We start from the raw sequence: 26989 nt of genomic DNA, 5'->3' as shown, positions 1-26989 counted from the left end.
ACTTCGTTTCTTAACAGTTTATTATTATATTTTAAACTTACCAATCATCTCTTGTAATTCTTCTGCCATTTGTGATAAATGAACTGCTGCTGCATTTATTTCATCTACTGAAGCTAATTGTTCCTCAGAGGAACCAGCAATATTTTGAACGCTTGCCGCATTTTCTTCAATCGTAGCTGCAATTTCATTAATAGATGCACTTACTTGCTTTGCATCTACCGTCATTTGTTTTGCTACATCTACCATGCTATCAATTTGTACAACTGTATCATTTGTAGACTTCAATATTTCGGCAAAGCTTTGCTTCGTTTCATTTGCAACTACAAGTCCTGATTGTACTTCTGTTCCAACTTGATTCATAGAGCTTACTGTTTCTTTTATATCAAATTGAATCTCTTTCACTAGTTTTCCAATTTCCGTAGAAGACTTTCCTGATTGTTCTGCTAGCTTTCGCACTTCATCTGCTACAATTGCAAATCCTCTTCCTTGCTCTCCAGCTCTCGCAGCCTCAATTGCCGCATTTAACGCTAATAAATTTGTCTGTTCTGCAATATGTTGAATCACTTCAAGAATTGCTCCAATTTGTTTCGACTTATCGTCTAACAAACCAATGATTTTGTCTGACTGTGAAACAGAATCATGAATTAATTGCATTTGATTCACAGTTTTTTCAACTAACGTCCCACCATTTTCAGCTTTTTTCTTCGTATACATAGAGGCTGTAGATACTAATGAAGAACTATCTGCAACACGCTGAATTCCTTCTGTAACTTCTTCTAACAATGTTGCTCCTTCTTCAACTTCTTTCGTTTGTATTTCTGCACCACTCGATACTTGCTCTATCGCCTGTGTAATTTGTTCCGTTGCTTCGCTTGTCTGCTTCATACTAGCTGTTAATTCTTCTGAAGATGCTGCTACATGACTTGCTGAAATGTTTATATTGGAAATGACACTATGTAACGATGTAGCCATCTCGTTAAAGCTTTCTCCTAGCTGTCCAATTTCATCTTTAGAATGAACTGTAATTGATTCTGTTAAATCGCCTTCACTAATCTTCTTCGATGATATAACAAGTTGTTTTAACGGTTTAATAATAGACGCAATAATGAAGTAAATTACAATCCCACCGATTAGTAGCGAAAATCCAAGAACAGTTATTGTTTTATAGAAAATAGGTTCAGCCGCTTCGATAATTTCTTTGGAAGGCATAATTCCTGCTATTTTCCATCCAGTTTTCTTATTCGTTTTAAAAGTGATATTACGATCTTCACCATCTAACGAATAATGAACATCCCCAGCTTCCTGTTTATACAATTCTTTACTAAGTTTCTCTTCTAATTTCTCTCCTGGCTTCAGTGTCGGGTGCGCTACTACATTTTTATCTTGATCAAATATTGCTACATACCCTTCCTTACCGATATTAACCATCTTGGAAGTAGTAACAATATCATTAATGATTAAGTCAATCCCAAGAACGCCACTTTTATCCTCATTTTGTTTTGCTAGTGTAATAACAATATTACCTGTCGTTTTTGACTTATATGGAGCAGTTACAATTACTTCTCCGCTTTTCTTCACTGCCTCTTTATACCAATCTCTTTCTGTAGGATTATATCCATCTGGCATCTGAATAGCTGGTGATTGAATAAACTGTCCATTACTAGATCCTGTATAGATTGCTTCCATTTCTGGATGCAGTTTATTGTATTCTTCTAGTTTATTTTGTATGTTTTGAATTTGATCTGCTTGGTAACTTGATTGTGTGAATAATTTTGTAAAATAAGTTGCATCTATTTTTTTACTATCCAATTCTTTATTAATTACATTATCCAAAATTTTTATATTATCTTTCGCCGAGTTCAAAATCGTTTCATTAAAATTCGTCTTCGCCTGTTGATAAGACGTCCAACCAATTACAATACTTGGAAGAATTAAAATAATAATAAATGATACAAGTAACTTTGTTTTTAAACTACTACTCCTTAATTTCCCTTGAAACATACTTCTACCCCTCCATACCGTTTTAAATGTAATTAATTAACATTTAATCTTTCTATAAAAATAATACAATTTAAATGTATCGATGAGACTCTCTATCTTTTTCTACATCATAAAGAATTGATACATACCTTTTTCATTCTATATAAATTAAATAATTAAAACAATATATAAAAATGTATATTATTCGAAATATTATAATTCACTGAAGAACCTCTAGTATCTCACTTACTAGAGGTTCCTCCCGCTTTACTATTCTTTATCTTTTTCTACTTCTTTTTTCGCATCTTCTACTACAGATACAACAGATTTATCGTTTGATAATTGTTGTACTGCTCCTTTTCCAGCAAATCCTTCTAATAACCCTTTTAAATCAATCCCAGAAGAAGCTTTTAATGTTTCTTGCATCGTTGCCATTAAATCAGTCGCATAACCTGCAACTTTTCCGGCGCCGCTATTTTTACCACCGCCACCTGTATCGACAACTGTAATTTTATCAATGTTGCTAAGTGGGCTTGCAACTTCCTTCGCATAACTTGGAAGCATGTTAAGAACCATATCCATAATCGCCGCTTGGCCATATAACTCAAATGCCTCTGCAATTTTTTGTTTCGCTTCCGCTTCTGCTAAACCTTTTAATCTGATAACATCTGCTTCCGCTGTACCTTGTGCTTTTTGTACTTCTGCTTTTGCTTGACCTTGCGCTTTTTCGATTTCCGCCTTCGCTAAACCTTCTACACGAACTTCTTCTGCACGTGCTCTTGCTTCCGCTTCAATTTTATATTGATCTGCATCTGCTTTTTTCATTTGTTTTACTTTTTCCGCTTCTGCTGATTGTTCAACAGCATAGCGATCTGCATCTGCCTTTTTCTTTACTTCTGCATCATATTGCTTTTCACGACGCGCAATCTCTTTTTCTTCTAATTCAATTTGCTTTTCACGTTCAATGATTTTAACGCGCATTTGCTCTTCTGTAACACCTTGTTGCGCTTTTGCTTGTTGTAATTCATAGGAAAGATCTGCATCTGCGCGAGCTTGTTCTTGATCTCTCTTATAAGATTGTACTTTTAACTCTTTATGTTTTTCAGCTTCAGCGATTTGTGCATCACGTTGATACTCAGCTTCTTTTGCTTCTTTCTCAGCACGAGCTTTTTCAATTCGTGCCTCTTTTTCACGCTCTGCATTTGCAACTGTTGCATCACGCTTAACCATCGCAATTTGTGGCTGACCAAGTGCATCTAAGTAACCGTTCTTATCCATGATTTCTTTAATTGTAAAGGAAACGATGCGAAGTCCCATCTTCTTTAAATCTGTAGAAGCTACTTCATGTACCTTTTGAGCGAATTGCTCTCTATTACTATAGGCATCTTCTACTGTCATAGAAGATAAAATAGCACGTAGATGACCTTCTAAAACTTCTTTTGCTTCTATTTTCAACTCTTCTGTTTCTTTTCCTAAATATTGTTCAGCTGCTGTAGAAACTTCTTCAATGGTAGATCCTACTTTAATAATAGAAACACCATTTACTGTAATCGGTACACCTTGTTTCGTATACGTATCACGTGTTCCCACTTCTAATTTGTAGTTTAATAGACTTAAAGGCTCTGCTCTTTGCATAATCGGAACTACGAAAGTACCGCCACCACGAATAATCTTAATCTTCTTTCCATCATCAGTGGTAACTACATTTTTCCCGCCACCAAGCCAGTTTCCAGTAACAATTAATGCTTCATCTGGTCCAACTGTTCGATACTTTGTAATGAATACTAAAATGAGTAGAATTAAAATTGCGAGTAATACTCCACCGATAATTAATGGAATCGTCATGTAAATTCCCCCTTATAATTTTGGTTTCTTTAAAGAATAAGCGATGTTCTGTACAAGTAAAACACCATCTTGGACTCCCTCGATAATAACCTCTGTTCCTTGCGAAATATCTTTCTTTCCAACTGTTTTAGCTAGGATTGCATTGTTTCCAAATTGGGAGGAAATTAATACTTCACCAAACCCTTCTGTAGGAATAGTCGTAATGACCTCTCCTTTGCAACCGATGAATTCATCCATACGTTGCACCGTGTTTTGTTCTGCTTCTGCAATCGGTTTTAAAATTAGTATTTTCATGATGAATACACCGATAAAAGATATAGCAAATGCAGCCCCAAAAATAAGAATACTATTAAAGGAAAATAAATATTCTCCTATATAACTAAGTCCACATAACATGGCGAAAAAACTAAGTAATAAAGTAACAACGGATACAGATCCGCCTCCAAAACTAAATATGGATTCAAATATATCTCCAAAAAAGATATAAATTACAGTGAGTATAGTAGCAATAATAAATCCATATAAATAAATTGTTTCAAGTGGATAACCAAACAAAGCCATTTCTTATCCCCCTCTCTTAAACAATCCCTTTTTTGTTATGTGTATGCCCCACCTCTTTCAAAGATTATCGTTCTAAATTTTCAGTTATTTACCCTTTAAAGAAAAGCCTGTAAGACAGGCCTCTAAAAAAGAACAGGAGAAACCTATTGTGACAGGCTCCTCCTAGAAAATAACCGATATATTATATATCTATATAATATACTATTTTCCACAAAAAGTAAAGTTAAACATACATTGGAAAAGTACTTATTTTACTGACAATTCGTATGTTCCATCGCCATTATCATATTTATATACATACAAGTAATACTTACCTGGTTTTGCATTAAATTTTGCTTCTATATGATTCCCATTAGCTTGACCGTAAGCCGCATAATTTTGCATATCTGATTCATGGTGAAGTACCCATGTCATCCCAATTCCATACTCATTTAAAACAGAAATGTCGATATCTTTCGCTGATGCTACATTAAATGTATAAACATCAGTGTGGTCCCCGCCAATAAGATTACCTTTTATCGTACTATTTAGCCCGATACGATTTGCTTCCTCTGGACGATTATTTGGTTCTGATTCTGTTAAACTTCCATCTTTAATCGTAACAGTTGTTTCGCTTCTGCTCTCTTTTCCTTTATCATCTTTTACTCTTAACGATACTTTATAAGAACCTTCTCTTTCATATACATGTACTGGATTCACTTCTGCACTTGTGCTTCCATCTCCAAATTCCCATAAATAAGAAACAATTTTTCCATCTTCATCGTTTGAGCCATCACTTTTAAATTGAATTCCCTCTTTTACAACTCCATTATAAGGCCCGTTTACATTAACCGTCGGAGCTTTATTTTCTCCATCATCTTTTGCGATTCCATGGAAGACTACATCATATTCAAATTCATTTGAGCTATTCACACGATAATTGACGAAGTATGCTGTAACAGTTTTGTAGCCACTCCATTCTTTTTGCGCCAATTGTTCTAAAGATTCATTTACTCTTTTACTCATTGCTTTCCAATCTTCTGATTCACCTTTTGTGACACTACCTGTATACGTACCTTCTAATGTAAATGTATTAAAGAATTGAGAATTATGTTTTGTCATTTTTGTATCTTTCATAGGCAACGTATCACTAATTTCTTTCTTCACCGCTGTTAACGACTTCGTTGCATGTTCAGCTAAATAATCATCAGCTACTTCTGGTACAGTGTATGTATCTTGATTATTAATTAACTGCTGCATATACTCTTGATACTCTTTATTTAACTTAGGATCTTTACTTAGATTTTCACGATATGCATCATAATTTTTCACGTCATTCGCACGAATTAAATCTTGAATTTTATCAAATGTTTCAAACTGATGCGTATATAAGTAAGACTGCAATGCGAACGAGTAATTATAGAAATCCCAAGAACCGTATTTAGCAAATAGTGTGCGCTCTGCAGTATAACGGCTTGCAGGATCAGATGATAATCCGCTAATTATACTCTTTCTTGGTACAACGTTATTCGTACGAGTAGAGCCTGCGAAAAACTCTGCATTTCCTTCTTGGAACCAAGTTAACCTTTCATTTTGATACATATCTCCTCTTCCAAATAAACCAGGAACTTCATATCTCCCTTGCAGATAATGAGTAAATTCATGACGGAATAACTCTTCTAAACTATAAATACTTTGCTCTGGTGTACGCTCATATGTAAAGAATGTTCCTGTTTCTTCGATATAAATTCCACCGTTGTTTGTTTCATACCCATACAATTGTCTATTTAACTGATATTCATCTGGACTATTATAAATTACGATTGTTAACACATCATCCGCATTTCCTGGCTCTAATGCTTTGTCATTTCCAATTACACGGTGATACTGTGCCTTTACTTCCTTCGCAGCCCAATATAATCTCTTAATTTTTTCTTCTGATACTTTATCTCCTGTTTTGAACACAATTGATCCATCATCGAATGTATACGTTTTTGGTAAGTACTGCTCTTTTCCTTCTTTACGTATTTTCTCTAAATCTACTGTATTCCCGCTATAATCTTTACCATTATAATTTGTTGTAATTTGTTCTATCGCAACAAAATATGGTTCACTTAAGTGTGGGTACATATGCATTGCTTGTGTAACAACCTCTAATCCTTTATTCGGATTGCTATGAAATTTCCCTAAACGGCTTGCAAAATAAATACCATTATTAACGAGCCATTTATTTTCTGACGTTACTTCATTTAAAAGAGCAATACGATTTATTTCATTAATAAACCCATCTACTTTTCCATACCACATCGTTTCATTCGCTTCTTTACGGGCCTCAACTAAATACGACTGTATATCATAGTCAATCCCTTGCATAATATCGTATATTGCTTGTCCCTTCATTCGATCATTTACATAAGTAGTAAAATTATCATTGTATTGCTTTAAAATATTTGATGCGTATTGAACTGTTTCAACATCACTTGATGCATTACTAATTAATTTTCCGTATGCAGATACGACTGTATCTTGTTCATCTGTACCAAGCTTAAAGTTTGGATTTTTTGCGATTGCTTTTAAAGCAGGTAAACATTTATCCTGGAAGCTTCTTTCATTTAATTCACTTAATTCGTTATTATAAAATGCCAGATAAAAAGCGGAACGCAACACTTCAGTAAACGTTTGAATTCCTTTTGAATCATCTTTCGTAAATGTACTACCTCTATGAGCTAATTCATCTATAATGACTTGCATTTTTCCTTTATCTTTATAAAAGGCCTTTGTGTCTTCATTAAACTGGAATAAATCTGTAATTTGGTGCCACTTAATACTGCCTAATGTTTCAACTAATTCTTGATCATTCATTTTGTTTAAATCAGCCATTGAATAGCTTTCTTTAACTTGCTTTACTGCCGTTTTCTTCGTAATAGATGCTGGTCGCTGTGAAAAATCGCCTACTTTTAAACGTTCTTGAAATGATAAGGTTTCATCAACTTTTGAAACATGCCCAACTTCATCTACTGGCTTTTCAATTCCAACCGGTTTCGTTTTTAGCACATTATACGGTACTTTTTCTTCCGCTACTGCATGAGTTTGAAGTGCCCCTAACGATAAAGCCATTGTACTAATGCTAAGCATCACTTTATTGATCTTTGATTTCTTGTTCATATCCTTGCCCCCTATTTTAATATTCCATTCAAGAATTTAACATAAAATATGGATGTAACAATATAAAATGCAATATTTCATATTATTTCTTCCTATAATTTGTACATATCGTGAACACCCTTTCCTTTATCTAACCTCCGCTGATTATGAACTTATAACAATCAAAATTCCCTTTTACAAATATTAAAAAGAGAATTTTTTGACATTTCACCCTTTAATTGTTATGGTTAATATAATTGTTAACTTTATTAAATAAAGGTGGGATTCTATGATAAAAAAAGAGAACAGTGTATTTTATATCTCCATCTTGCTTACAACCTTATTTATTATATGGGGTGTCATACCAGCAAGCTGGATACAAGGCCATGATTTACAAAGTATCACATCTTCTTTAAACTCATTTATCCTCAATAAATTTGGATGGTTTTACTCTCTACTTATGACCACAATGCTTGTTTTAGCTACTTATTTAGCCTTTTCAAAATACGGTTCTATTCGTCTTGGTAAAGATGGAGAAAGACCAAAATACAGCTATTCATCTTGGTTATCCATGTTGTTTGGAGCAGGAATGGGGATTGGACTCCTCTTCTATGGAATCGCTGAACCGATTTCACATTTTACAGATCCATTAACAGGAAAAGCAGGTACAGAGGAAAGCGCCAAACTCGCTATGCAATATTCATTTTTCCACTGGGGACTCTTTCCGTGGTCACTATACGCGATGGTTGCTTTAACAATTGCATATTTCACATTCCGCAAACAAAAAGGTAGCACAATTGGGGCTACAGTTACTCCATTATTTAATCGATCGAAAAATTCTCCTATCGGAAAAACAGTCGATATTTTGGCTGTTTTAGCCACAGTATTTGGCATTGTGCCATCTGTTGGGATTGGTGCTCAACAAATTGCCGGAGGATTAAGCTATTTATTCCCTTCTATTCATAACACTTTACTTACTCAGCTCGTACTTATAGCTATCTTCGCTGTTTTATATTTAACAAGTGCGCAAACTGGCTTAGATCGTGGGATTAAATATTTGAGTAACTTGAATTTCTCTCTCGCAGGTATTTTACTCGTCTCCTTTTTAATTTTAGGACCAACTGTATTTATTATGAAATATTTCACATCTACACTCGGTTCTTATATCGGCGCTTTACCTAGTATGGGATTAAATTTAGGAGCATTTAGTGAAAAATCTTCTTCTTGGATTGAAAACTGGACTATTTTCTATTGGGGATGGTGGATCTCTTGGTCTCCATTCGTCGGTACATTCATTGCTCGTATTTCTAAAGGGCGCACAATAAAAGAATTTATTATTGGAGTTGTATTAGTCCCAACTCTTATCTGTACATTTTGGTTTGCAGTATTTGGCGGTACCGCTATCCATATGGAAATGTTCCAATCGCTTGGGATAGCTGATGAAATCGCAAAAAATGGTACAGAGATTGGATTATTTGCTGTTATTTCGCACCTACCATTCTCTACATTTTTAACGGTTATCGGGTTAATTTTAGTAGCCACATTTTTCGTTACTTCTGCCGACTCGGCAACATTTGTTGTTTCAATGCAAACGAGTAACGGAAGCTTATCACCGAAAAATAGTTTAAAACTTATATGGGGATTAACAATCGCGATCATTGCAGCACTTTTATTACAAGCTGGAGGATTAAATGCACTACAAATTGCAGCTATAATCGCAGCACTACCATTTTCTATCGTAGTCGTTCTTATGGTTGCTTCGCTATTTAAAGAGCTGCGAAAGGAAGATGTTAATTCGCAAACGAAAGAAGTTCCGCAAAAAATAAAAAAGATTATGTAACAATTGGCACCTCAAATTACTTCTGAATCCGTGATGACTGAGAGAAAAAAGAAAATTAACAAACCCCATTCGTATGAAATATAATTTTCATACGAATGGGGTTTTACTCTATCTATTACACAAAAGACAAACATTAATTATATACAATAATAAGATTAAACGTTATTTATTTCTTAAATAACCTCTTTCTAAATACGAACATACTTAGTGCGGAAAGAACAAGTGTTATTCCAGAAAGTAAAGTCGATGTGCTAGCTTCACCGCCTGTTGATGGTAAAGATTTCTTTCCTTCCTCCGTCTTATTAACATGTTGTGTATTTAAAGTATCTGCTGTTCTGCCTTCGTTTTCAACAACCTGATTATTTCCTTTTGGCTCTTTTACTTCCTCTTTCGCTTCTTCAACTTCTTTTGTTGGTTCTTTCACTTCTTCTTTTGACTCTTCCACTTCTTTCGTTGGTTCTTTTACTTCTTCTTTTGACTCTTCAACTTCTTTTGTTGGTTCTTTCACTTCTTCTTTTGACTCTTCAACTTCCTTTGTTGGTTCTTTCACTTCTTCTTTTGACTCTTCAACTTCCTTTGTTGGTTCTTTCACTTCTTCTTTTGACTCTTCCACTTCCTTTGTTGGTTCTTTCACTTCTTCTTTTGACTCTTCAACTTCTTTTGTTGGTTCTTTCACTTCTTCTTTTGACTCTTCCACTTCCTTTGTTGGTTCTTTCACTTCTTCTTTTGACTCTTCAACTTCCTTTGTTGGTTCTTTCACTTCTTCTTTTGTTTCTTCCACTTCTTTTGTTGGTTCTTTCACTTCTTCTTTTGACTCTTCCACTTCCTTTGTTGGTTCTTTCACTTCTTCTTTTGGTATTAATTTTTCTACTATATTCTGCATTACAATGCCACTATATAATATGCCAGTCTCATAATGATCTGCATCTAAATCAAATTCATATATTTTTTCTCCTAAAGTACGCCAAATGATTCCCTCATCAGTAAGAGTTCCACCTTCACTCTTTAGTGTAATCTTTTCAATTGGCTCTCCCTCTAAATCATATACAGGTATTTTCACTTCTTTATTTATTTCTGCATCATCCAAAATGACCTTTTGCCTTCTAACATCAATTGTTACCCACTGACCTAATTGTATTAATGGCCTTACATCACGAATCTCATTTTCAGCTAATTTTAAACTAAGTAAGTCTAACATTGAGCCAAGAACCGTTACATCTGTAATACGATTCTCAGTAAGATTTAACCACTGTAAATTTTTCAATGAAGATAGCGGTGTTATATCTTCAATTTGATTATGAGATACATTCACATTATTCAATCGTTTCAAGTTTGAGATGAAATCAATATTTTTCAGGCCTACTCCTTCTAAAGTAAGGTTTTCTAAGTTCGTCATGTACTCTAAACCTGTTATATCTTTTATCTCATTTCCTTTTTCTTTAAGTATCTCTAATTTTTTAACCTGTAATAAATCTTCTTTTGTGATAGGAGCGTTTAAGTTCTCTCTACCTAAATTCTCTTTATTAATATGTTGTTGTAAAGTTTTATCGAGAATTACATTTGCACGTTCTTTTTGTTTTTCAACTATATTCTGTATAACCGTACCATTAAATCTTATTTTACTTTCAGTAGAATTAGTATCTAGTTTAAATTCATATATTTTTTCTCCAGGACTATTCCATTTTATAAATCCGTTATTCAGAGTAGCCCCCTCACTTTTTACATTAATATTTTGAAGTGGTTCTCCCTTAAGGTTGTATACTGGGATTTTTAATTCCTCATCTACGCTTGCTTCATTTAAAAAGATTTTTTGTCTTTGAATGTCAATTGAAATTCGCTTACCTAATTCCTCAACAGGCCTTACGTCAGAAATTTCATTTGCTCCAAGATTTATCTCATGTAAATTTGTTAAAGTGCTCAACGGCGATATATCAGAGATATAATTCTCTTCTAAATTCAGCACTTGTAAAATTCCTAATTGAGATAATGGTGATATATCTTTTATTTCACTATCAGCAATTTCTAGTTCAATAAGATTACTCATTTTACTAATAGATTCAACATTATTAATTTTATTGTTCCCTATCCATAATAGTTCCACATTATTTAATCGATCAATTCCATTAAGATCACTGATTTGATTATTTGCTAAGTATAATTGTTTCATAGTTGATAATGTAAATAATGGCTGGATATCTTTAATGTTATTACCGATTAAATCTAATGTTTTGATTTTTTTCATTTTACTTAATGGTGTAAGATCAGAAATTTTATTATCTCTTAAAAAAAGCATATTAATATTCTCTAATTGCCCAATTGGATGAATACTTTCAATTGAATTAGAAGTTAAATCAACGTACTTCAAACTTCTCAATTTCGAGATAGCTGATATATCTGTTACATTAGACTCTCGTAACGTCAACTTCTCTAAATTTGTCATATACTCTAAACCAGCTATTTCATTTATCCCTTTACCTGAATAAACGGATAATGTTTTAATTTGTAATAAATCTTTCTTTGTGATTGGCGCATCTACATTATCTCTATCTAAGTTATATTTATTAATATATTTTTGTAATTGCTTATCTAATATTACATTTCCGTTTTCATCTTGTTGCTCCTCTTTATTTTCCTTTTGTTTTTCTGAAACATTGTTTTCTAAATTTATAGCATTCACTTCAAACTGCACTTGATATTTATTATCATAGGCCATCGTTGGAATATAAATATGCATTTGCATATTGTATGTTTTTCCTAATTCTCCAACTTCAAATTGAATAACCTTCGTCCCATTTTTCTTTTTGTCTTCTGATAGGACCTTTACATCATGAAACACACCTGGCGTATGAATATCCTCTGTTTTCAAGTATTGGAAGAAATCACTATCACTTAACGTTGCTGTTACAATTTTCTTTCCATTCTCAATTGTTAATTTCGGATCCTTTATATAAACAGCTGCCATAGACTCTTCATTCGTTTTATCTTTATACGCTTTAATAACAGCATCATATGTACCATCTTCTAAACCTTGTCCCGTTTTATTCGCCTCAATTGCCACTGCCGCTAAAGCAGGTGTTGAATAAACAGCAAACGGAAGTGATAACGCCGCCGCTATAATCATTGCATTTATACGTTTTCTTTTATTTTGTTTCAACTTTACATCTCCTCCAAAATATATAATTCGAAATGTAATCATTTCTCGAATAAATGATAATGATTTTCATTATCATTGTCAACTAAAAAAATAAAAAGTTTACAAAAAAAGAACCTCTTTAAAAGAGGTTATGCCATTTTCTCACCTGATTCTTCTCTAAAAAAGCTTTTCATCGCATGAAATACGTCTGCTTTTTGCTTTAAAATATAGTATCTAAAGTTTTCATCTTTAATATTTTTATAGGCTGACATGAGTGTACTATGGCGATTATACTGATTCACTTCCCCATATCCAAACATATTACATTTCTTCATTAATTCTTCCACAAGCTTTACACACCTAGCGTTATCTGATGTTAAATTATCACCATCTGAAAAATGGAATGGATAAATATTATAGCGGTCTGGTGAATATTTATTATCAATCAGTTCTAATGCCTTTTTATATACGGAAGAACATATTGTTCCGCCACTTTCTCCTTTTGAGAAAAATTCTTCTTCTGTGACGACTTTCGCTTCTGTATGGTGAGCAATAAATTCAATATCAACTGTTTCATACTTTGTTCGTAAAAATCTTGTCATCCAGAAAAAGAAGCTACGTGCCATATACTTCTCCCACATTCCCATCGATCCACTCGTATCCATCATCGCTAACACAACAGCCTTTGAATCTGGCTTTAATACTTCATTCCAAGTGCGGAACTTTAAGTCTTCTTGATGAATTGGATGGAAAGATGCTTTACCACGCATCGCATTTCGTTTATATGCAGATATCATTGTTCGTTTCTTATCGATATTTCCCCATAATCCTGTTTTTCTAATGTCATTAAATTCAACATGTTCAATCCGATTTTCATCTATTTCTTTTCTCTTTAAATTAGGCAGCTCTAACTCTCTGAAAAACGCCTGCTCTAATTCTAAAATAGAGACTTCAGCTTCATAGTAATCTTCCCCAGCTGCATCTCCTGCTCCTTGCCCTTTTCCTGGCCCTTTTTGTTTTTGACCACCTGATCCATCTCTCGCAACGACATCACCAACTTTACTGTCACCGTTTCCTTGCCCAACATGTTTATTTTTATCATAATTGTATCTAATCTTATATTCATCTAGAGAACGAATTGGTATTTTTACAACATCTTTGCCATTAGACATAACTATACTTTCTTCTGTTACAAGATCGGGTAAATTATTCTTAATTGCCTCTTGTACTTTTTCTTGATGGCGTTGTTGGTCGTCATATCCTTTGCGATGGAGGGACCAGTTTTCCTGTGAAATCGTATAATTTGGTTGATTTTCTTCGCCCATTCCTTTCCCTCCTTACTGTAATTGTCTTCCTTTATGAACAGCAATCTATAAATTTTGTTCTGTACTGTGCAAGCTAGAATATTTGAAAGGTAACTGCCCACAGAAAATCATCCCATAAACATTTATAACGTTTTTCATACAATACCCGAGCATCCTAAACAAAATTTTGCCACTCACATAATAGAAAGAAATATTCAGCCACTGATAAGAAAGAAACACAATGCATTGTTGCACACATTTTTACTTTGCAACATATTGTATTGTGTTGGCTTTTTTCGTATGAATGGTTGGTTACTCTATCATATGCATATTGTAAAAATAATTGACAATAAATTCATGAAATTGCATCTTAATTTATTACATTTGGACAAGGTATGACACTTTATACACATATGAACGGATAATAAAACGCTGTCCCGCAAAATACAAGAGACAGCGTTTTGTTATCAAACTATCGGTTTAACAAGCTACCTACATAGCGTAATAATTCATTTGCTGAAGAAGAATTATAGCCATGCTCATCAATTAAACGCGCAACAACATCATTGATTTTCTTAAGCTGATTTTCGTCTGGCGTTTTCGTTGATGTTGTAATTTTCACTATATCTTTTAAATCAGCAAATAGTTTTTTCTGAATCGCTTCACGAAGACGTTCATGTGAATTATAATCAAAGCGTTTTCCTTTACGGGCATAAGCAGAAATGCGAATTAAAATCTCTTCACGGAACGCTTTCTTAGCATTTTCTGAAATCCCAATTTGCTCTTCAATTGAGCGCATTAATTTTTCATCTGGACTCATTTCTTCTCCTGTTAACGGATCACGTAATTTCGATTTATTGCAGTACGCCTCGACGTTATCTAAATAATTATCCATAAGTGTCTTAGCCGATTCTTCATATGAATAAACAAACGCCTTTTGTACTTCTTTCTTTGCGATTTCATCGTATTCTTTTCTCGCTAATGAGATGAAATTCATATAACGTTCACGGTCTTCATTACTAATCGATGGATGCTGATCCAGCCCATCTTTTAAAGATCTAAGTACATCTAACGCGTTAATAGATGGTACCTCTTTTCGAATGATTGTAGACGAAATTCGGTTAATGACATAACGAGGATCAATACCCTTCATACCTTCATCTTGATATTCTCGTTGTAGCTCCTCTACATCAATCGCATTATAACCTTCTACCGTTTCTCCATCATACAAACGCATCTTTTTAATTAAATCAATATCCGGACGCTTCGGATCTTTTAAACGAGTTAAAATAGTGAACATTGCTGCAACGCGAAGTGTGTGTGGTGCAATGTGAACATTCGACACATCACTTTCACGAATCATTTTTTCATAAATATGTTCTTCTTCACTTACTCGTAAATTATAAGGAACTGGCATTACAATAATTCTTGAGTGCAATGCCTCATTTTTCTTATTTGCTATAAATGAGCGATACTCTGTTTCATTCGTATGCGCTACAATTAATTCATCTGCTGAAATAAGCGCAAATCTTCCCGCTTTGAAATTCCCTTCTTGCGTAAGCGATAATAAGTGCCATAAAAACTTCTCATCACATTTTAACATCTCTTGGAACTCCATCATTCCTCGGTTCGCCTTATTTAATTCTCCATCAAATCGATACGCACGCGGGTCTGATTCTGAACCATATTCTGCAATCGTAGAAAAGTCCAGACTACCTGTTAAATCTGCAATATCCTGTGATTTTGGATCAGACGGGCTAAATGTACCAATCCCTGTACGGCGATCTTCAGAGAAGAAAATACGCTCTACAACTACATCCTCAATTCTTGATCCGTATTCTTGCTCTAAACGCATGACATTTAGTGGTGATAAATTTCCTTCAATTCTAACCCCATACTCATCAAAGAAATCATCTCGTAAATGATGTGGAATTAAATGCAGTGGATCCTCATGCATTGGGCATCCTTTAATTGCAAAAATTGCTCCACGATCTGTTCGTGAATATGTTTCTAATCCTCGTTTCAACATCGTAACTAACGTTGATTTCCCTCCACTAACAGGACCCATTAATAATAAAATTCTTTTTCTAACATCTAATCGTTTTGCGGATGGATGAAAATATTCCTCTACAAGACGTTCTAGAGCATCCTCTAATCCAAAGAGCTGATTACTAAAGAAGTTATACTTTCTTCTACCATCAACTTCTTCAATTCCAGCATCTTTTATCATATTGTAAATGCGAGAGTGTGCTGTTTGAGCCACCCATGGTCTTTCTTTCACAAGCTCCAAATACTCCGCAAACGTACCTTCCCATTGTAACCGTTCTTCTGCTGCTCGATGCTGTTCAATCTTTTTTAGAATATCCATTATAGCTCCTCCCCCATCTCCTTGTTCAATCGGATTATTATAAAAGGTATGCTAGGATGTCCTTAAACATTCTTTAAATCAAAACGAAATATATAATAGCACGCTAAAATTCTCTCCAAAATTCAAAGAAAATTCTGTATAATATAGGTATTAACGTTTTCACACTGCTATTCATTATAAATAAATTCTTTTCTTCTAAGAACCTTACATACATTTTGGGTAATAAATAGAACTCGTGAACCGAAAAAAGTAAGGAGGATATTAGTATGAAATTATTATTAATTTTAGGTGTATCACTCACATTTCTTACAGCTATTTTTACATCTGGTTACAATGACAAACCAGGTACACATAAAAAATGATGTGCTTTTAGCACATCATTTTTTTATACATTATTTATAATACATATTTTCCATATCATATTTGGATAATGGTCGACTATAATAATAACCTTGTACAAGCTTCACATTCTTTTCTTTCAAAAACTGTATTTGCTCCTTTTTTTCTACTCCCTCTGCAATTACATTCAGTTCTAAAGTATGAGCTAAATGAATAATTGCAGCTGTAATATTCGTATCACGTTCATCTATATGTATACCTTCCATAAAAGAACGATCAATTTTTAAAGTATCAATTGGATATGTTTTCAAGTAACTTAAAGATGAATAGCCTGTTCCAAAATCATCTAAATGAATCTTTAAATTTTGTTCTTTTAATTGTAGTAACACTCTCTTCGATATATCTTTATGTATAAGAGCTCCTTCTGTAACCTCTATCGCTAATAAATAAGCTGGTACATTGTACTTATTTAAAGCCCGTGTAATCATCTCTATTAATGTAATAGAGCGAAAGTGTCTAGCTGAAATATTAACTGCAATTGGGACCACTTCATATCCTTTATTTAACCATTCGCGCAGTTGCTGACACACTTGATTTACTACCCATTCATCGAGCTTAATAATAAATCCTGTTCTTTCTGCCAACGGAATAAATTGATTTGGAGAAACAAATCCTAATTCCTTATTCTCCCACCTTATTAAAGCTTCCATACTAGCTATTTTTTTCGTTTCAATATTAATTTGTGGCTGATAATATAAGAAAAACTCATTTTTTTCTATAGCACGATGTAACTGGTTTTCTATTATAAACCTTTGTTCACGCTCACAGTCTAATCCACTACAATAAAAATGATAATGTCCTTTTCCTTTTTCTTTTGCTTTTTCTAAAGCAGCATCGACCCTCTGAAATAGTATTTTTTCATCTTCTCCATCTGCTGGAGCCATTACAATTCCAATTGACGCACTTAAATATACATCTTCTTCCTCGATTACAAAATATTCACTAATATTTTTCAGTATGCCTTTTGCAATTTCCTCTACACATTCTTTCGTTATATTTTCTATTAACATAACAAATTGATCATCGTGTTCTCTAAATAAGTGCATACCTTCTATTTTTAGATTGCTTAAACATTCTGTAACTTTTTGTAATACTTTATCTCCCTCTTTATGACCAAATGTATCATTAATACGATGAAACTCATCTAAATCTATAAATACAAGCGCAAAATTTATACTCTCTTTTAAAAAAGTATTTAACTTATTTGTACATGAAATTCTATTCATTAATCCCGTTAACTGGTCATAGTAGGCTAAATATTCTGTTCGCATTTCGTTTAATACTTGCCTTGTAACATCTCTCGTAACAATATAAACTCCAACAATTTCACCGTTCACAATAATCGGGATAGTTCTCAAAGAAATATATAGCTCGTACCCTTCTTTATGAACATATTTCTTTGAAACGATTTGTTTTGCTCTTCCCTGCAGAGCTCCTTTAAATAGAATTTGAAAGTCTTTTTCATATTCTTTATTAATGAATTCAAAAATAAATTTATTATTTAACTCTTCATACCGGTATCCAAATATTTCATACGTTGCCGGGTTTGCATATGTAACTCTCCCTATAGAATCTATAGATATAATTGAGTCATTATTATATTCTAGTAACGACTTAAATAACATTTGTTTTTCCTCTATCTCTGTCTTCTCCTCAATTTGAGCTGTAATATCTCTTGTAATACAAATAACAAATTGACATATTCCTTCTTCATCGCAGACAGGATTAAGTGAAGATTCATAATGTATCTCACCTTTTTGTAATTTGACTACATCACAAAATGTGTGTGCTTTCGCTTCTCTCACTACTTTTTCATATTGCCTTTGCAATATCCCCGCTATATCTTTTGGTAATACTTCTGCAAAAGTTTTTCCATAGCACTCTTCGCTTAACCTAGCATAATCCATTCCTATTCTATTCACATACATATATTTAAACGTTTCATCATCAATAACTTTCAAAATAAATACTAAATCTTGAATAGCATGTAATAATCCTTGTCTAATTAAATCCATATCTATCATACTTAAAAAGGTATTTTGATTACTATATTCTTCCTTCATATTTATCTCAACCCGTCTTATCTATTTTTAATCATATATCCCATTCTATATGATTATGTCCTCTCTTTTAAATGTATGATTACATATTATTTTTATTTTATAAAAAAAAGTCGCCATATGGCGACTTTTAATAAACGATTTCTAAATCTAATCCAGGGTAATTTTGTTGACGGAACGCTTCATAAATTAAAATTGCTGCTGTATTAGATAAATTTAATGAACGTACTTTATCTGTCATTGGAATACGTAAACAATGATCAAAGTTTTCTTCGATTACATTAGCTGGTAAGCCGTTTGTTTCTCTTCCAAATACAAAATAGTAATCCTTCTCGCGCTTGCTATAGTCAAACGCTGTATGAGCTTTTTCGCCATACTTCGTTAAATAGAAGAATTCACCATCTTTATTTTTTTCATAAAATTCTTCAATTGAATCATAATACGTAATTTTCACGTGCTGCCAATAATCTAATCCGGCACGCTTTAACATTTTATCATCCGTTGAAAATCCAAGCGGTCTAATCAAATGTAATTCTGTTCCAGTTGCTGCACAAGTACGAGCAATATTCCCTGTATTTGCTGGAATTTCTGGCTGATATAAAACAACATGTACTCCCACGCGATATTCACCTCTGTTTTTTGTCTACTACGTATTATACCACTTGAGCGAAAAATCTCTACCCATTAATAATATGAAAGAATTTATATTTCATTTGTGGTGTATATTTACTAGAGTCTTCATAGTTCCAATAACGTCGACGGCTATTCGCTGAATGTGCATTTACAAGCGGCATACCATCTGCATCTTTTGCTACTACAATCGTCGTATGATTCCATCTTCCGTCATCCTCGAAATCATAAGCAATAACATCTCCAAGAATAAGTTCTTCTGGCCTCTCTACCGCCTCTGCTCGAAGTCCTGTTGTAGCACCTGACAAATACCAATAAAAAGAATGTGCAACAGCCCAGCTCCAACTCCACTGATTCTCCCTTTGCCACCATCCTTTACGAATATTAGGATATCCGTTCATAGGTACTTCTCCAGTATGAAGACATTGAGAAATAAAATTCGTACAATTATCAGGGAAATTACGATACATAGGATTTCGGTCATCCCACCAACGCTCTGCATATTTCACTGCCTCTAAACGATTATACTGATAAGAACCGTACTTCTCTTTCGTAATTTCCCTTTCTAATGTCTCACCCATTCTAATTTCTTCTGACACTTCAATATCATAATCGCCTATAATCCGACTATTATTTAAACAAACTCTTCGTTTTAATTGTTCCTCTTCAATATAAAATAATTCTTTATGCTTAATTAAATATTTAAAATGTATTTGATAATCAATTTCTTGATGGTCATTACTATTTAATTGTCTAATGAAAGAAACATCCGCAGTTGCTTTCACTATATGTGCACTACGCCTTTGAAACAATTGTTTCTTTCTCTGTGCCATTTGTAGTAAATCCTCAGCAATACCATCCACGTCTGTTCGTTTCTCTGTGATATATGCTAAAAACTGTTGTACTTGCTTTTCAATATTCATTTTTACAGCCATTTCGTTTCCCTCCCATATTACAATATGAAAAAGGGAAATATTATCTACTCTTTTTTCTGTGCTAACAATTCAAGCCCGCGCTTCATTTCATGAAGTACTTCTTCATCTTTCTCACGTTCCATCGCTTTCTCAATCGCTTCGCCTACTCCATCTCCCCCAATTTTCCCAAGTGCCCATGCTGCCGTTCCGCGCAATACCGGTCTTGGGTCATCTTTCATAACACCAATTAAATCAGGAATTGCCGATGCTTCTTTAAAATGTGCTAATGCTAAAATCGCATTTCTTTGCAGTGGCTTTTTCCCTCTCCATGACCCTGACATAATCCCATATTTCTCTTTAAAATCACGATTACTAATTGTTAAAAGTGGCGTTAATAATGGTTTAACTAGCTCAGGGTCCGGCTCCATCTCAGGATGATTATGAAAATCCATTCCTTTGTTTTTCGGGCAAACAGTCTGACACGTATCACATCCATATATACGATTTCCTATTTTATCGCGATATTCTTCAGGTAGGAATCCTTTCGTCTGTGTTAAAAACGCAATACACTTCTTCGAATCTAACTGTCCCCCCTGTATTAAAGCACCTGTAGGACAAATATCGATACATTTCGTACAGCCCCCGCATTGATCTTCTATCGGCTTATCTGGCGGGAATGGAACATTTGTAATCATTTCCCCTAAGTATACGTACGAACCGAATTCAGGTGTAATAATAGCACAGTTTTTCCCACTCCAGCCAATGCCTGCACGCTCTGATACAGCTCGATCACTTAATTCACCTGTATCAACCATGGACTTCACTTCTATATCCGGAAGTTTTTCAATTAAATATGCTTCTAATTTTTGCAAACGATCTCGTAAAACAAGATGATAATCTTGTCCCCAAGAAGCACGGCAAAAAATTCCACGGCGTTCTCCACGCTTACTTAATGGTGCATTTTTTAATTTTGAAGGATATGCTAAAGCAATCGCAATAATTGATTTAGCACCCGGTAATAAAAGTTGCGGATTCGTTCTCTTCTCTATATCAGGCTCTTCAAATCCAGATTGATAATTTAATTGTTGTTGCTGGATTAAGCGCTGCTTTAATTCCTCAAAAGGAGAAGCACTCGCAAAGCCTATTTTATCTATGCCAATTGTTTTACTATACGCAATTACATCTTGCTTTAATTGTTCAAAATCCACTCTTAATCGCCTCCTCAGATGAATCCATCATCCCTTATGTAACGACTTTATTGGTTAGTAATTCACTTTTGGAATACTATTATTTACTTCTATTTTCGCATGTAATTATATTTTTCAAACATTAAAAAACGCAATGCCTCGTTTATCTCGGAAACGAAACACTGCGTTGATCACAATTTATAGAAAAACATTTAATAAAATTTGGAGCGGGTGAAGAGAATCGAACTCTCGACCAGAGCTTGGAAGGCTCTTGTTTTACCACTAAACTACACCCGCAAATATGAATTACATATAAGATATTAGAATAACTTATGTAAAGTAGTATAGCATGTTAAAAAAATAGAGGCAAGAATTTTATCGAAAAAAGTCGAAAAAGTGATGAGAGACCTCATCACTTTTTCAATTCTTTATCAATGGCCTTCTTCATACTATCGAAATCAGGGTTTGCAAGATTTCCGTTTACATATACTGAAGGAGCACCTTGAACTTTTAATTTTTGAGCACGATCTGAATCTTTACGTACTTTTTCTGTAATTTCTTTACTGTGTAAATCTTTCTTAAATTGCTCTACATCAACTTTTGGAAGTTTCTCTTTCACAATGCTAAGAAGCAAATCTTCTGTAATCCATTCTTCCGTATCTTTCTTTTGATTTTGATAAATCTCATCATAGAAAATCCAGAATGAATCTTTATCTTGTTTATAAATTGCTTCACCAGCTGCTGCACCTAAATCCGAGTCTTTTCCGATAAATGGGAAGTTAATAAAATATAACTGCACTTTGCCTTTATCAATATACTCTTCTTTTAATCGAGGTAATACTGTTACATCCCAAGTACGACAAGCAGGACATTTGAAGTCTCCAAATTCAACTACCTTAACTGGAGCATCATCTTTCCCTAAAGATTGTTGCGTGGAATAAGCAAACATCTCATTCCCTTTATCTTTTTTGTCATTTATGATGCTATACGCAATTGTTCCAATTACAATCAATACTGCGATAGAAAAAACTATACCAAGAGCCATGAGTTTATTTGATTTCATATACATTCCTCTTTAAATTCATATTCTGTATACAGCATTGTACACAATACACATAATATCAACACTTATATACGTCACGCAATGAACACGCTCACATAAATTACAAAAACACAATAATTGTGACGATATTGTGTCACAATTTGTCACAATTTATTCAAAAAAAGAAGCTCCTCTGTAGGAACTTCTCTTAACTTACTGCTTTTTTACGCGCGCTATTTAACATCGACTGCTCTATTTTTATATCATGACGAATTACCAATTTCTCACTAACTGCTTGAACATACTCATCATGACTTATATAGCCTTCTTTCTCCATTAGTCTCAAAACGACATTTCGTCTCTCTACTGCTTTATCATAATTTTGGGCAGGTGAGTAATAAGCAGGTGCTTTTACTACAGCAGCCATCATTGCACTTTCAGCCAACGTTAATTGGTTCACCTTTTTACCGAAGTAAAGGTTTGCTGCTTTTTCAATTCCCCATGCTCCTTCTCCATAATAAATGTTACTTACATATAATTTTAAAATTTCATCCTTCGTAAATGTACGTTCAATTTTTTTCGTATAAAAAATCTCTTTCCACTTACGAGAAAATGTACGTTCATTCGTTAAAAAAGCATTTTTAGATAGCTGCTGTGTAATCGTGCTTCCTCCTTGTACGACACCACCAGCCTTTATATTCTCAACAGAGGCCCTAATAATTGCTATATAATCTAAACCGTTATGATGATAAAATCTTTTATCTTCTGTCGCAATAAATGCATGTGTTAATGATTCTGGTACCTCTAACTTAGCCGGCACATGTAATTTACTAATATCACTTTGCTCAATCATTACATTTCCAATGAATAATAACGTACAACTTAACAATAATAATAATATAATGGCTTTATAAAAAAGTTTAGTCATTGGATTTAATGCAACTTTTTGATGATAGTTCACCCTAGATAATACTCGTTCTTTCATCTTGAACACCTCTTTTCCACACAGCATATAACTCTTACTTTAAGAATACATTGTTGTAAAAAAATATCCCATCGATTTCTCTTACACGTACCTTACATCATTGTAAGGTATAAAGTGAAACTTTAATAAGCCCTCATCAATCAGGCTTACTGCCCAGCAAATAGTCGGATAAAAAAGTATTGTATCACAGTCTTTTTTTATCTACTATTCATCTGAAATATTGAATATAGGTATGTTAAAGTACGAATAACCAATAAGAGAGTAACCCTTAAGACTATTATATTTTCACTTTACACTTTAATTATATCATCTACAAATATATGTACTTTTAACTATCTAGTAATCTAAATGTATATAACATATAAAGTGAAACTTTAATCAGTGGAGGTTTTGTTCATCCCCACTGATTATTAGCCCTCACCAATTGAGCTGCCCGGCAAATAGCGGGATAAATCCATTATACAGAACAAACGTTCTACAAATCAATACTAGCGCTATTATTATTTTGACCTTTTTCTTAAACAGTATACAAAAAAAAGAGTAGTGATTTGAATGTATCTCAAATCAGTCACTCTTTTCTTTACAATCTTCCTATTAAACTATACGGCTGTACTTCCCACGTTTCGTACGGAATATAATGTGTTGCTCTCATCGCATCAAGCGTTCTGGATTTCATATGAGGACGCGTTATATACTCATCTATATTCTCTTCATTTAAAGCAACAAATTTAGCCTCTTGTATTTCTTCAGGTTGAATTTTTATTTCACCGCTCACATATGCCACTTTAAAAACAACAGCTAAAATATGCATAGAAGCATTATAGTAAACACCTGTAACTCCAACCGGCTTCACAGTTAAACCGGTTTCCTCAAACATTTCCCTACAAACTGCTTGATCGAGCGCTTCTCCTTCTTCCACCTGTCCTCCTGGCAACTCCCACGTATCCGATCGCCAATGTACTTTAGCTAATAACACTTCATCTTTTTCATTTGTTAAATAACCTGCTACAGCAACGATATGCTTTGGTGTTTTATGTTCCATATTAAACCTCCTAGAAATAATGATTATTTCATATATCCCTATAAGCATATTCCCTGTCTACAACAAAATACCTTTACTAATTCATCAACTTAATTAACTTCATAAAAAAAGCCTCTATCCGTTAAACGGACAGGGCTTCTATCGTATTATTCTCCTAAGTCTACGTTGTGGTAAACTTGTTGCACATCTTCTAAATCTTCTAATGCATCAACCATTTTCTCAAATTGTACTTGAGCATCTTCGGGAAGTGTAACATCACTTTGTGCAAGCATTGTTAATTCTGCAACTGTAAATTCTTCAACACCAGCACCTTTAAGTGCAGATTGTACTGAATGGAATTGATCAGGTTCAGCATACACGATAACAGAATCTTCTTCTTCTAGAATGTCACGTGCATCAACATCTGCTTCCATTAAAATTTCAAGAACTTCATCTGATGTTTTACCTTCAAGGCCGATAACAGCTGTCGCATCAAACATGTAAGCTACAGAACCGTTTACACCCATGTTACCACTGTTTTTGCTAAATGCAGCTCGTACATCTGCTGCAGTACGGTTTACGTTATTTGTAAGTGTATCTACAATAACCATAGCTCCATTTGGTCCAAATCCTTCATAACGAAGCTCGTCATAATTTTCCTCTGAACCGCCTTTTGCCTTTTCAACTGCACGATCAATAATTGTTCTTGGTACATTGTATGTTTTCGCACGTTCTAATACGACTCTAAGCGCTTGGTTTGATTCTGGATCTGGCTCTCCTTGTTTTGCCGCCACATAAATTTCACGTCCAAATTTCGCGTATATACGGCTTGTATTTGCATCTTTCGATGCTTTTTTGTCTTTAATATTGTTCCATTTACGGCCCATACTTTCCACTCTCTTTCTCGTTTTAAATCTACATAAAAATATTAATATGAAATATAATGTGTGTTCAACACATTTTTAAAAGAAATATAAAAAGTTCATTTTTGATTCATATTACAGACATAATATAAATCACTATCATTTTGTTCTTTCGACAAGTTATATTATACATGAATTCCTAAGTTTATTACGAATTTTAGCATCACATAATATAATTTAACAAAAAAGACTCTAACATTTCTGTTAGAGTCTTTTTATATTGCCGATACCGATTTCCATAATATTCCCATAATTACTTTCTATTGCTGTACAATAAAAATAGGGAAAAATTTGAAGAAAAGGTGGAGGGAGAATTATGACACATTCAAATGAGAAAAAATCACATGCTTTTAAAGGAATAGGAGAGAAGTTAAACCCAACTATCTATCAAGTAAGATTCATGAAATTAGATGAACCAATCCAATTTGAGGCGTTTCCTGAATTGAAGGAATTAGGGGACTGGTTGAGTACTTCAACGCACATGTGGTCGTGCCACTCAACTATGTACAAATACAACAGAGAAAAGTTTGAAAAGAAGTTTTTAGAAATTACGAAATTAACAGCTGATCATGTACTAATATCTACTGGTGGTGTCGGATTTAACTTCATGTCACCGGGGTGGAGAAATTCTCTCTAGAGTGCTCGAAGGGAATATTATAGAATACCGCAATTAAAAGGATAAAATTGAATGTTTGTTTTTATCCTTTTAATGTTTCGCAGTTTACTCACCGTACACTTTTTGTGCTTATTTTGTCATGTAATGAAAAGAAAACAAAAAAAACTCTATACTAATTGTATAGAGTTTTTTTACGACGTTCATGATACCGATGGTCGGGGTCGAACCGACACTCCCGAAGGAACACGATTTTGAGTCGTGCGCGTCTGCCAATTCCGCCACATCGGCACAAAAGAAAAGGCGGCAACCGGATTTGAACCGGTGATAAAGGTTTTGCAGACCTCTGCCTTACCACTTGGCTATGCCGCCATATTAAATTTCATTGGAGCGGAAGACGGGATTCGAACCCGCGACCCCAACCTTGGCAAGGTTGTATTCTACCACTGAACTACTTCCGCAAAAATGGCTGGGCTAGCTGGATTCGAACCAGCGCATGACGGAGTCAAAGTCCGTTGCCTTACCGCTTGGCTATAGCCCATCGAATTCTTACTTAATTATATGTAAGTATCAATTAAATTATTTGTAATTTTAAAAATAAAAATGGGGCGACTGATGGGAATCGAACCCACGAATGCCGGAGCCACAATCCGGTGCGTTAACCACTTCGCCACAACCGCCATGTTGTGTAAATATATTTGGCAGGGGCAGTAGGAATCGAACCCACACTGGAGGTTTTGGAGACCTCAGTTCTACCTTTAAACTATGCCCCTATGTAAATGGTGGAGGGGGGCAGATTCGAACTGCCGAACCCGAAGGAGCGGATTTACAGTCCGCCGCGTTTAGCCACTTCGCTACCCCTCCGAAACTTACATGGTGCCGGCTAGAGGACTTGAACCCCCAACCTACTGATTACAAGTCAGTTGCTCTACCAATTGAGCTAAGCCGGCGTATTTTATTAAAATAAATGGTGGCTCGGGACGGAATCGAACCGCCGACACGAGGATTTTCAGTCCTCTGCTCTACCGACTGAGCTACCGAGCCTTATTAAAATGGCGGTC

Annotated in this window: 17 protein-coding genes and 10 tRNA genes; 2 read left to right on the top strand and 25 right to left on the bottom strand. The window is 34.3% G+C overall.

Annotation, left to right across the window (positions count from 1 at the left end):
* Positions 1-24: 24 nt before the first annotated feature.
* The 4 genes from ACLBXA_RS22505 to colA form a co-directional block, all read right to left on the bottom strand.
* Positions 25-2001 (bottom strand): methyl-accepting chemotaxis protein, encoded by a 1977-nt coding sequence (locus tag ACLBXA_RS22505; protein WP_000486198.1) that lies wholly within the window; start codon positions 1999-2001, stop codon positions 25-27.
* A 249-nt stretch (positions 2002-2250) separates the two neighbouring features.
* Positions 2251-3825, bottom strand: coding sequence for a flotillin family protein (locus tag ACLBXA_RS22500; protein ID WP_327956763.1), 1575 nt, complete (start codon positions 3823-3825; stop codon positions 2251-2253).
* A gap of 12 nt (positions 3826-3837) precedes the next feature.
* Positions 3838-4386 (bottom strand): NfeD family protein, encoded by a 549-nt coding sequence (locus tag ACLBXA_RS22495; RefSeq protein WP_001173143.1) that lies wholly within the window; start codon positions 4384-4386, stop codon positions 3838-3840.
* A gap of 246 nt (positions 4387-4632) precedes the next feature.
* Positions 4633-7530 carry a collagenase ColA gene (gene colA, locus ACLBXA_RS22490; protein ID WP_001036430.1) on the bottom strand — a complete coding sequence of 966 codons (2898 nt, stop codon included), beginning with the start codon at positions 7528-7530 and terminating at the stop codon, positions 4633-4635.
* A gap of 268 nt (positions 7531-7798) precedes the next feature.
* On the opposite strand from colA, the gene opuD reads away from it, so the two are divergent.
* Positions 7799-9349: a glycine betaine transporter OpuD gene (opuD, locus tag ACLBXA_RS22485; RefSeq protein WP_000591601.1), complete on the top strand. Its 1551-nt coding sequence runs from the start codon at positions 7799-7801 to the stop codon at positions 9347-9349.
* Positions 9350-9515: 166 nt separating this feature from the next.
* On the opposite strand, the gene ACLBXA_RS22480 is transcribed toward opuD, so the two are convergent.
* The 12 genes from ACLBXA_RS22480 to ACLBXA_RS22425 form a co-directional block, all read right to left on the bottom strand.
* Positions 9516-12503, bottom strand: a complete 2988-nt coding sequence (locus tag ACLBXA_RS22480) for a leucine-rich repeat domain-containing protein (protein WP_447617509.1) — start codon at positions 12501-12503, stop codon at positions 9516-9518.
* Positions 12504-12631: 128 nt separating this feature from the next.
* Complete coding sequence (gene yhbH / locus ACLBXA_RS22475) at positions 12632-13807, bottom strand: sporulation protein YhbH (RefSeq protein WP_000503516.1); 1176 nt, start codon at positions 13805-13807, stop codon at positions 12632-12634.
* 451 nt (positions 13808-14258) lie between these two features.
* Positions 14259-16154: a PrkA family serine protein kinase gene (locus ACLBXA_RS22470; protein WP_000353273.1), complete on the bottom strand. Its 1896-nt coding sequence runs from the start codon at positions 16152-16154 to the stop codon at positions 14259-14261.
* 392 nt (positions 16155-16546) lie between these two features.
* A complete protein-coding gene (locus ACLBXA_RS22465; RefSeq protein ID WP_000657163.1) occupies positions 16547-18616 on the bottom strand; it encodes a sensor domain-containing protein in 2070 nt (689 codons plus the stop codon).
* A gap of 127 nt (positions 18617-18743) precedes the next feature.
* Complete coding sequence (trmL, locus tag ACLBXA_RS22460) at positions 18744-19232, bottom strand: tRNA (uridine(34)/cytosine(34)/5-carboxymethylaminomethyluridine(34)-2'-O)-methyltransferase TrmL (protein WP_000538147.1); 489 nt, start codon at positions 19230-19232, stop codon at positions 18744-18746.
* 58 nt (positions 19233-19290) lie between these two features.
* Positions 19291-20178 carry an amidase domain-containing protein gene (locus ACLBXA_RS22455; protein WP_000279323.1) on the bottom strand — a complete coding sequence of 296 codons (888 nt, stop codon included), beginning with the start codon at positions 20176-20178 and terminating at the stop codon, positions 19291-19293.
* Positions 20179-20222: 44 nt separating this feature from the next.
* Positions 20223-21365 carry a tRNA epoxyqueuosine(34) reductase QueG gene (gene queG / locus ACLBXA_RS22450; RefSeq protein WP_000345208.1) on the bottom strand — a complete coding sequence of 381 codons (1143 nt, stop codon included), beginning with the start codon at positions 21363-21365 and terminating at the stop codon, positions 20223-20225.
* A 202-nt stretch (positions 21366-21567) separates the two neighbouring features.
* Positions 21568-21641: transfer RNA gene (locus tag ACLBXA_RS22445), tRNA-Gly, on the bottom strand.
* 115 nt (positions 21642-21756) lie between these two features.
* Positions 21757-22407 carry a DsbA family protein gene (locus ACLBXA_RS22440; protein ID WP_000841308.1) on the bottom strand — a complete coding sequence of 217 codons (651 nt, stop codon included), beginning with the start codon at positions 22405-22407 and terminating at the stop codon, positions 21757-21759.
* Positions 22408-22594: 187 nt separating this feature from the next.
* Entirely contained in the window at positions 22595-23371 is a 777-nt protein-coding gene (locus ACLBXA_RS22435; RefSeq protein ID WP_000664718.1) for a transglycosylase domain-containing protein, read from the bottom strand.
* Between the two features lie 580 nt (positions 23372-23951).
* Positions 23952-24413 (bottom strand): NUDIX hydrolase, encoded by a 462-nt coding sequence (locus ACLBXA_RS22430; RefSeq protein WP_000400451.1) that lies wholly within the window; start codon positions 24411-24413, stop codon positions 23952-23954.
* Positions 24414-24559: 146 nt separating this feature from the next.
* Complete coding sequence (locus tag ACLBXA_RS22425; protein WP_000532954.1) at positions 24560-25279, bottom strand: YebC/PmpR family DNA-binding transcriptional regulator; 720 nt, start codon at positions 25277-25279, stop codon at positions 24560-24562.
* 352 nt (positions 25280-25631) lie between these two features.
* Between ACLBXA_RS22425 and ACLBXA_RS22420 the strand changes: the two genes are divergently transcribed.
* A complete protein-coding gene (locus ACLBXA_RS22420; protein ID WP_000149824.1) occupies positions 25632-25952 on the top strand; it encodes a DUF3884 family protein in 321 nt (106 codons plus the stop codon).
* A 185-nt stretch (positions 25953-26137) separates the two neighbouring features.
* Here ACLBXA_RS22420 and ACLBXA_RS22415 read toward each other — a convergent pair.
* The 9 genes from ACLBXA_RS22415 to ACLBXA_RS22375 all read right to left on the bottom strand — a co-directional run bounded on the left by ACLBXA_RS22415 (position 26138) and on the right by ACLBXA_RS22375 (position 26972).
* Positions 26138-26219: transfer RNA gene (locus tag ACLBXA_RS22415), tRNA-Leu, on the bottom strand.
* Positions 26220-26229: 10 nt separating this feature from the next.
* Positions 26230-26300: transfer RNA gene (locus tag ACLBXA_RS22410), tRNA-Cys, on the bottom strand.
* 14 nt (positions 26301-26314) lie between these two features.
* A tRNA-Gly gene (locus ACLBXA_RS22405) sits at positions 26315-26389 on the bottom strand.
* Between the two features lie 5 nt (positions 26390-26394).
* Positions 26395-26469: transfer RNA gene (locus ACLBXA_RS22400), tRNA-Gln, on the bottom strand.
* A gap of 63 nt (positions 26470-26532) precedes the next feature.
* Positions 26533-26608 (bottom strand) — tRNA-His (locus ACLBXA_RS22395).
* A gap of 19 nt (positions 26609-26627) precedes the next feature.
* A tRNA-Trp gene (locus ACLBXA_RS22390) sits at positions 26628-26701 on the bottom strand.
* Positions 26702-26708: 7 nt separating this feature from the next.
* Positions 26709-26792 (bottom strand) — tRNA-Tyr (locus ACLBXA_RS22385).
* 10 nt (positions 26793-26802) lie between these two features.
* Positions 26803-26878 (bottom strand) — tRNA-Thr (locus ACLBXA_RS22380).
* Positions 26879-26896: 18 nt separating this feature from the next.
* Positions 26897-26972: transfer RNA gene (locus tag ACLBXA_RS22375), tRNA-Phe, on the bottom strand.
* Positions 26973-26989 lie beyond the last annotated feature (17 nt).

It is taken from the genome of Bacillus sp. D48C (genome assembly GCF_053345735.1).
This window is presented reverse-complemented; position numbering and strand designations above follow the sequence as displayed.

Bases quoted from the DNA above. Each gene is read 5' to 3' on its own strand.
- ACLBXA_RS22505 (WP_000486198.1), bottom strand. From the start codon at position 2,001: ATGTTTCAAGGGAAATTAAGGAGTAGTAGTTTAAAAACAAAGTTACTT.
- ACLBXA_RS22500 (WP_327956763.1), bottom strand. From the start codon at position 3,825: ATGACGATTCCATTAATTATCGGTGGAGTATTACTCGCAATTTTAATT.
- ACLBXA_RS22495 (WP_001173143.1), bottom strand. From the start codon at position 4,386: ATGGCTTTGTTTGGTTATCCACTTGAAACAATTTATTTATATGGATTT.
- colA (WP_001036430.1), bottom strand. From the start codon at position 7,530: ATGAACAAGAAATCAAAGATCAATAAAGTGATGCTTAGCATTAGTACA.
- opuD (WP_000591601.1), top strand. From the start codon at position 7,799: ATGATAAAAAAAGAGAACAGTGTATTTTATATCTCCATCTTGCTTACA.
- yhbH (WP_000503516.1), bottom strand. From the start codon at position 13,807: ATGGGCGAAGAAAATCAACCAAATTATACGATTTCACAGGAAAACTGG.
- ACLBXA_RS22470 (WP_000353273.1), bottom strand. From the start codon at position 16,154: ATGGATATTCTAAAAAAGATTGAACAGCATCGAGCAGCAGAAGAACGG.
- ACLBXA_RS22465 (WP_000657163.1), bottom strand. From the start codon at position 18,616: ATGAAGGAAGAATATAGTAATCAAAATACCTTTTTAAGTATGATAGAT.
- ACLBXA_RS22455 (WP_000279323.1), bottom strand. From the start codon at position 20,178: ATGGCTGTAAAAATGAATATTGAAAAGCAAGTACAACAGTTTTTAGCA.
- ACLBXA_RS22440 (WP_000841308.1), bottom strand. From the start codon at position 22,407: ATGAAATCAAATAAACTCATGGCTCTTGGTATAGTTTTTTCTATCGCA.
- ACLBXA_RS22435 (WP_000664718.1), bottom strand. From the start codon at position 23,371: ATGAAAGAACGAGTATTATCTAGGGTGAACTATCATCAAAAAGTTGCA.
- ACLBXA_RS22430 (WP_000400451.1), bottom strand. From the start codon at position 24,413: ATGGAACATAAAACACCAAAGCATATCGTTGCTGTAGCAGGTTATTTA.
- ACLBXA_RS22425 (WP_000532954.1), bottom strand. From the start codon at position 25,279: ATGGGCCGTAAATGGAACAATATTAAAGACAAAAAAGCATCGAAAGAT.
- ACLBXA_RS22420 (WP_000149824.1), top strand. From the start codon at position 25,632: ATGACACATTCAAATGAGAAAAAATCACATGCTTTTAAAGGAATAGGA.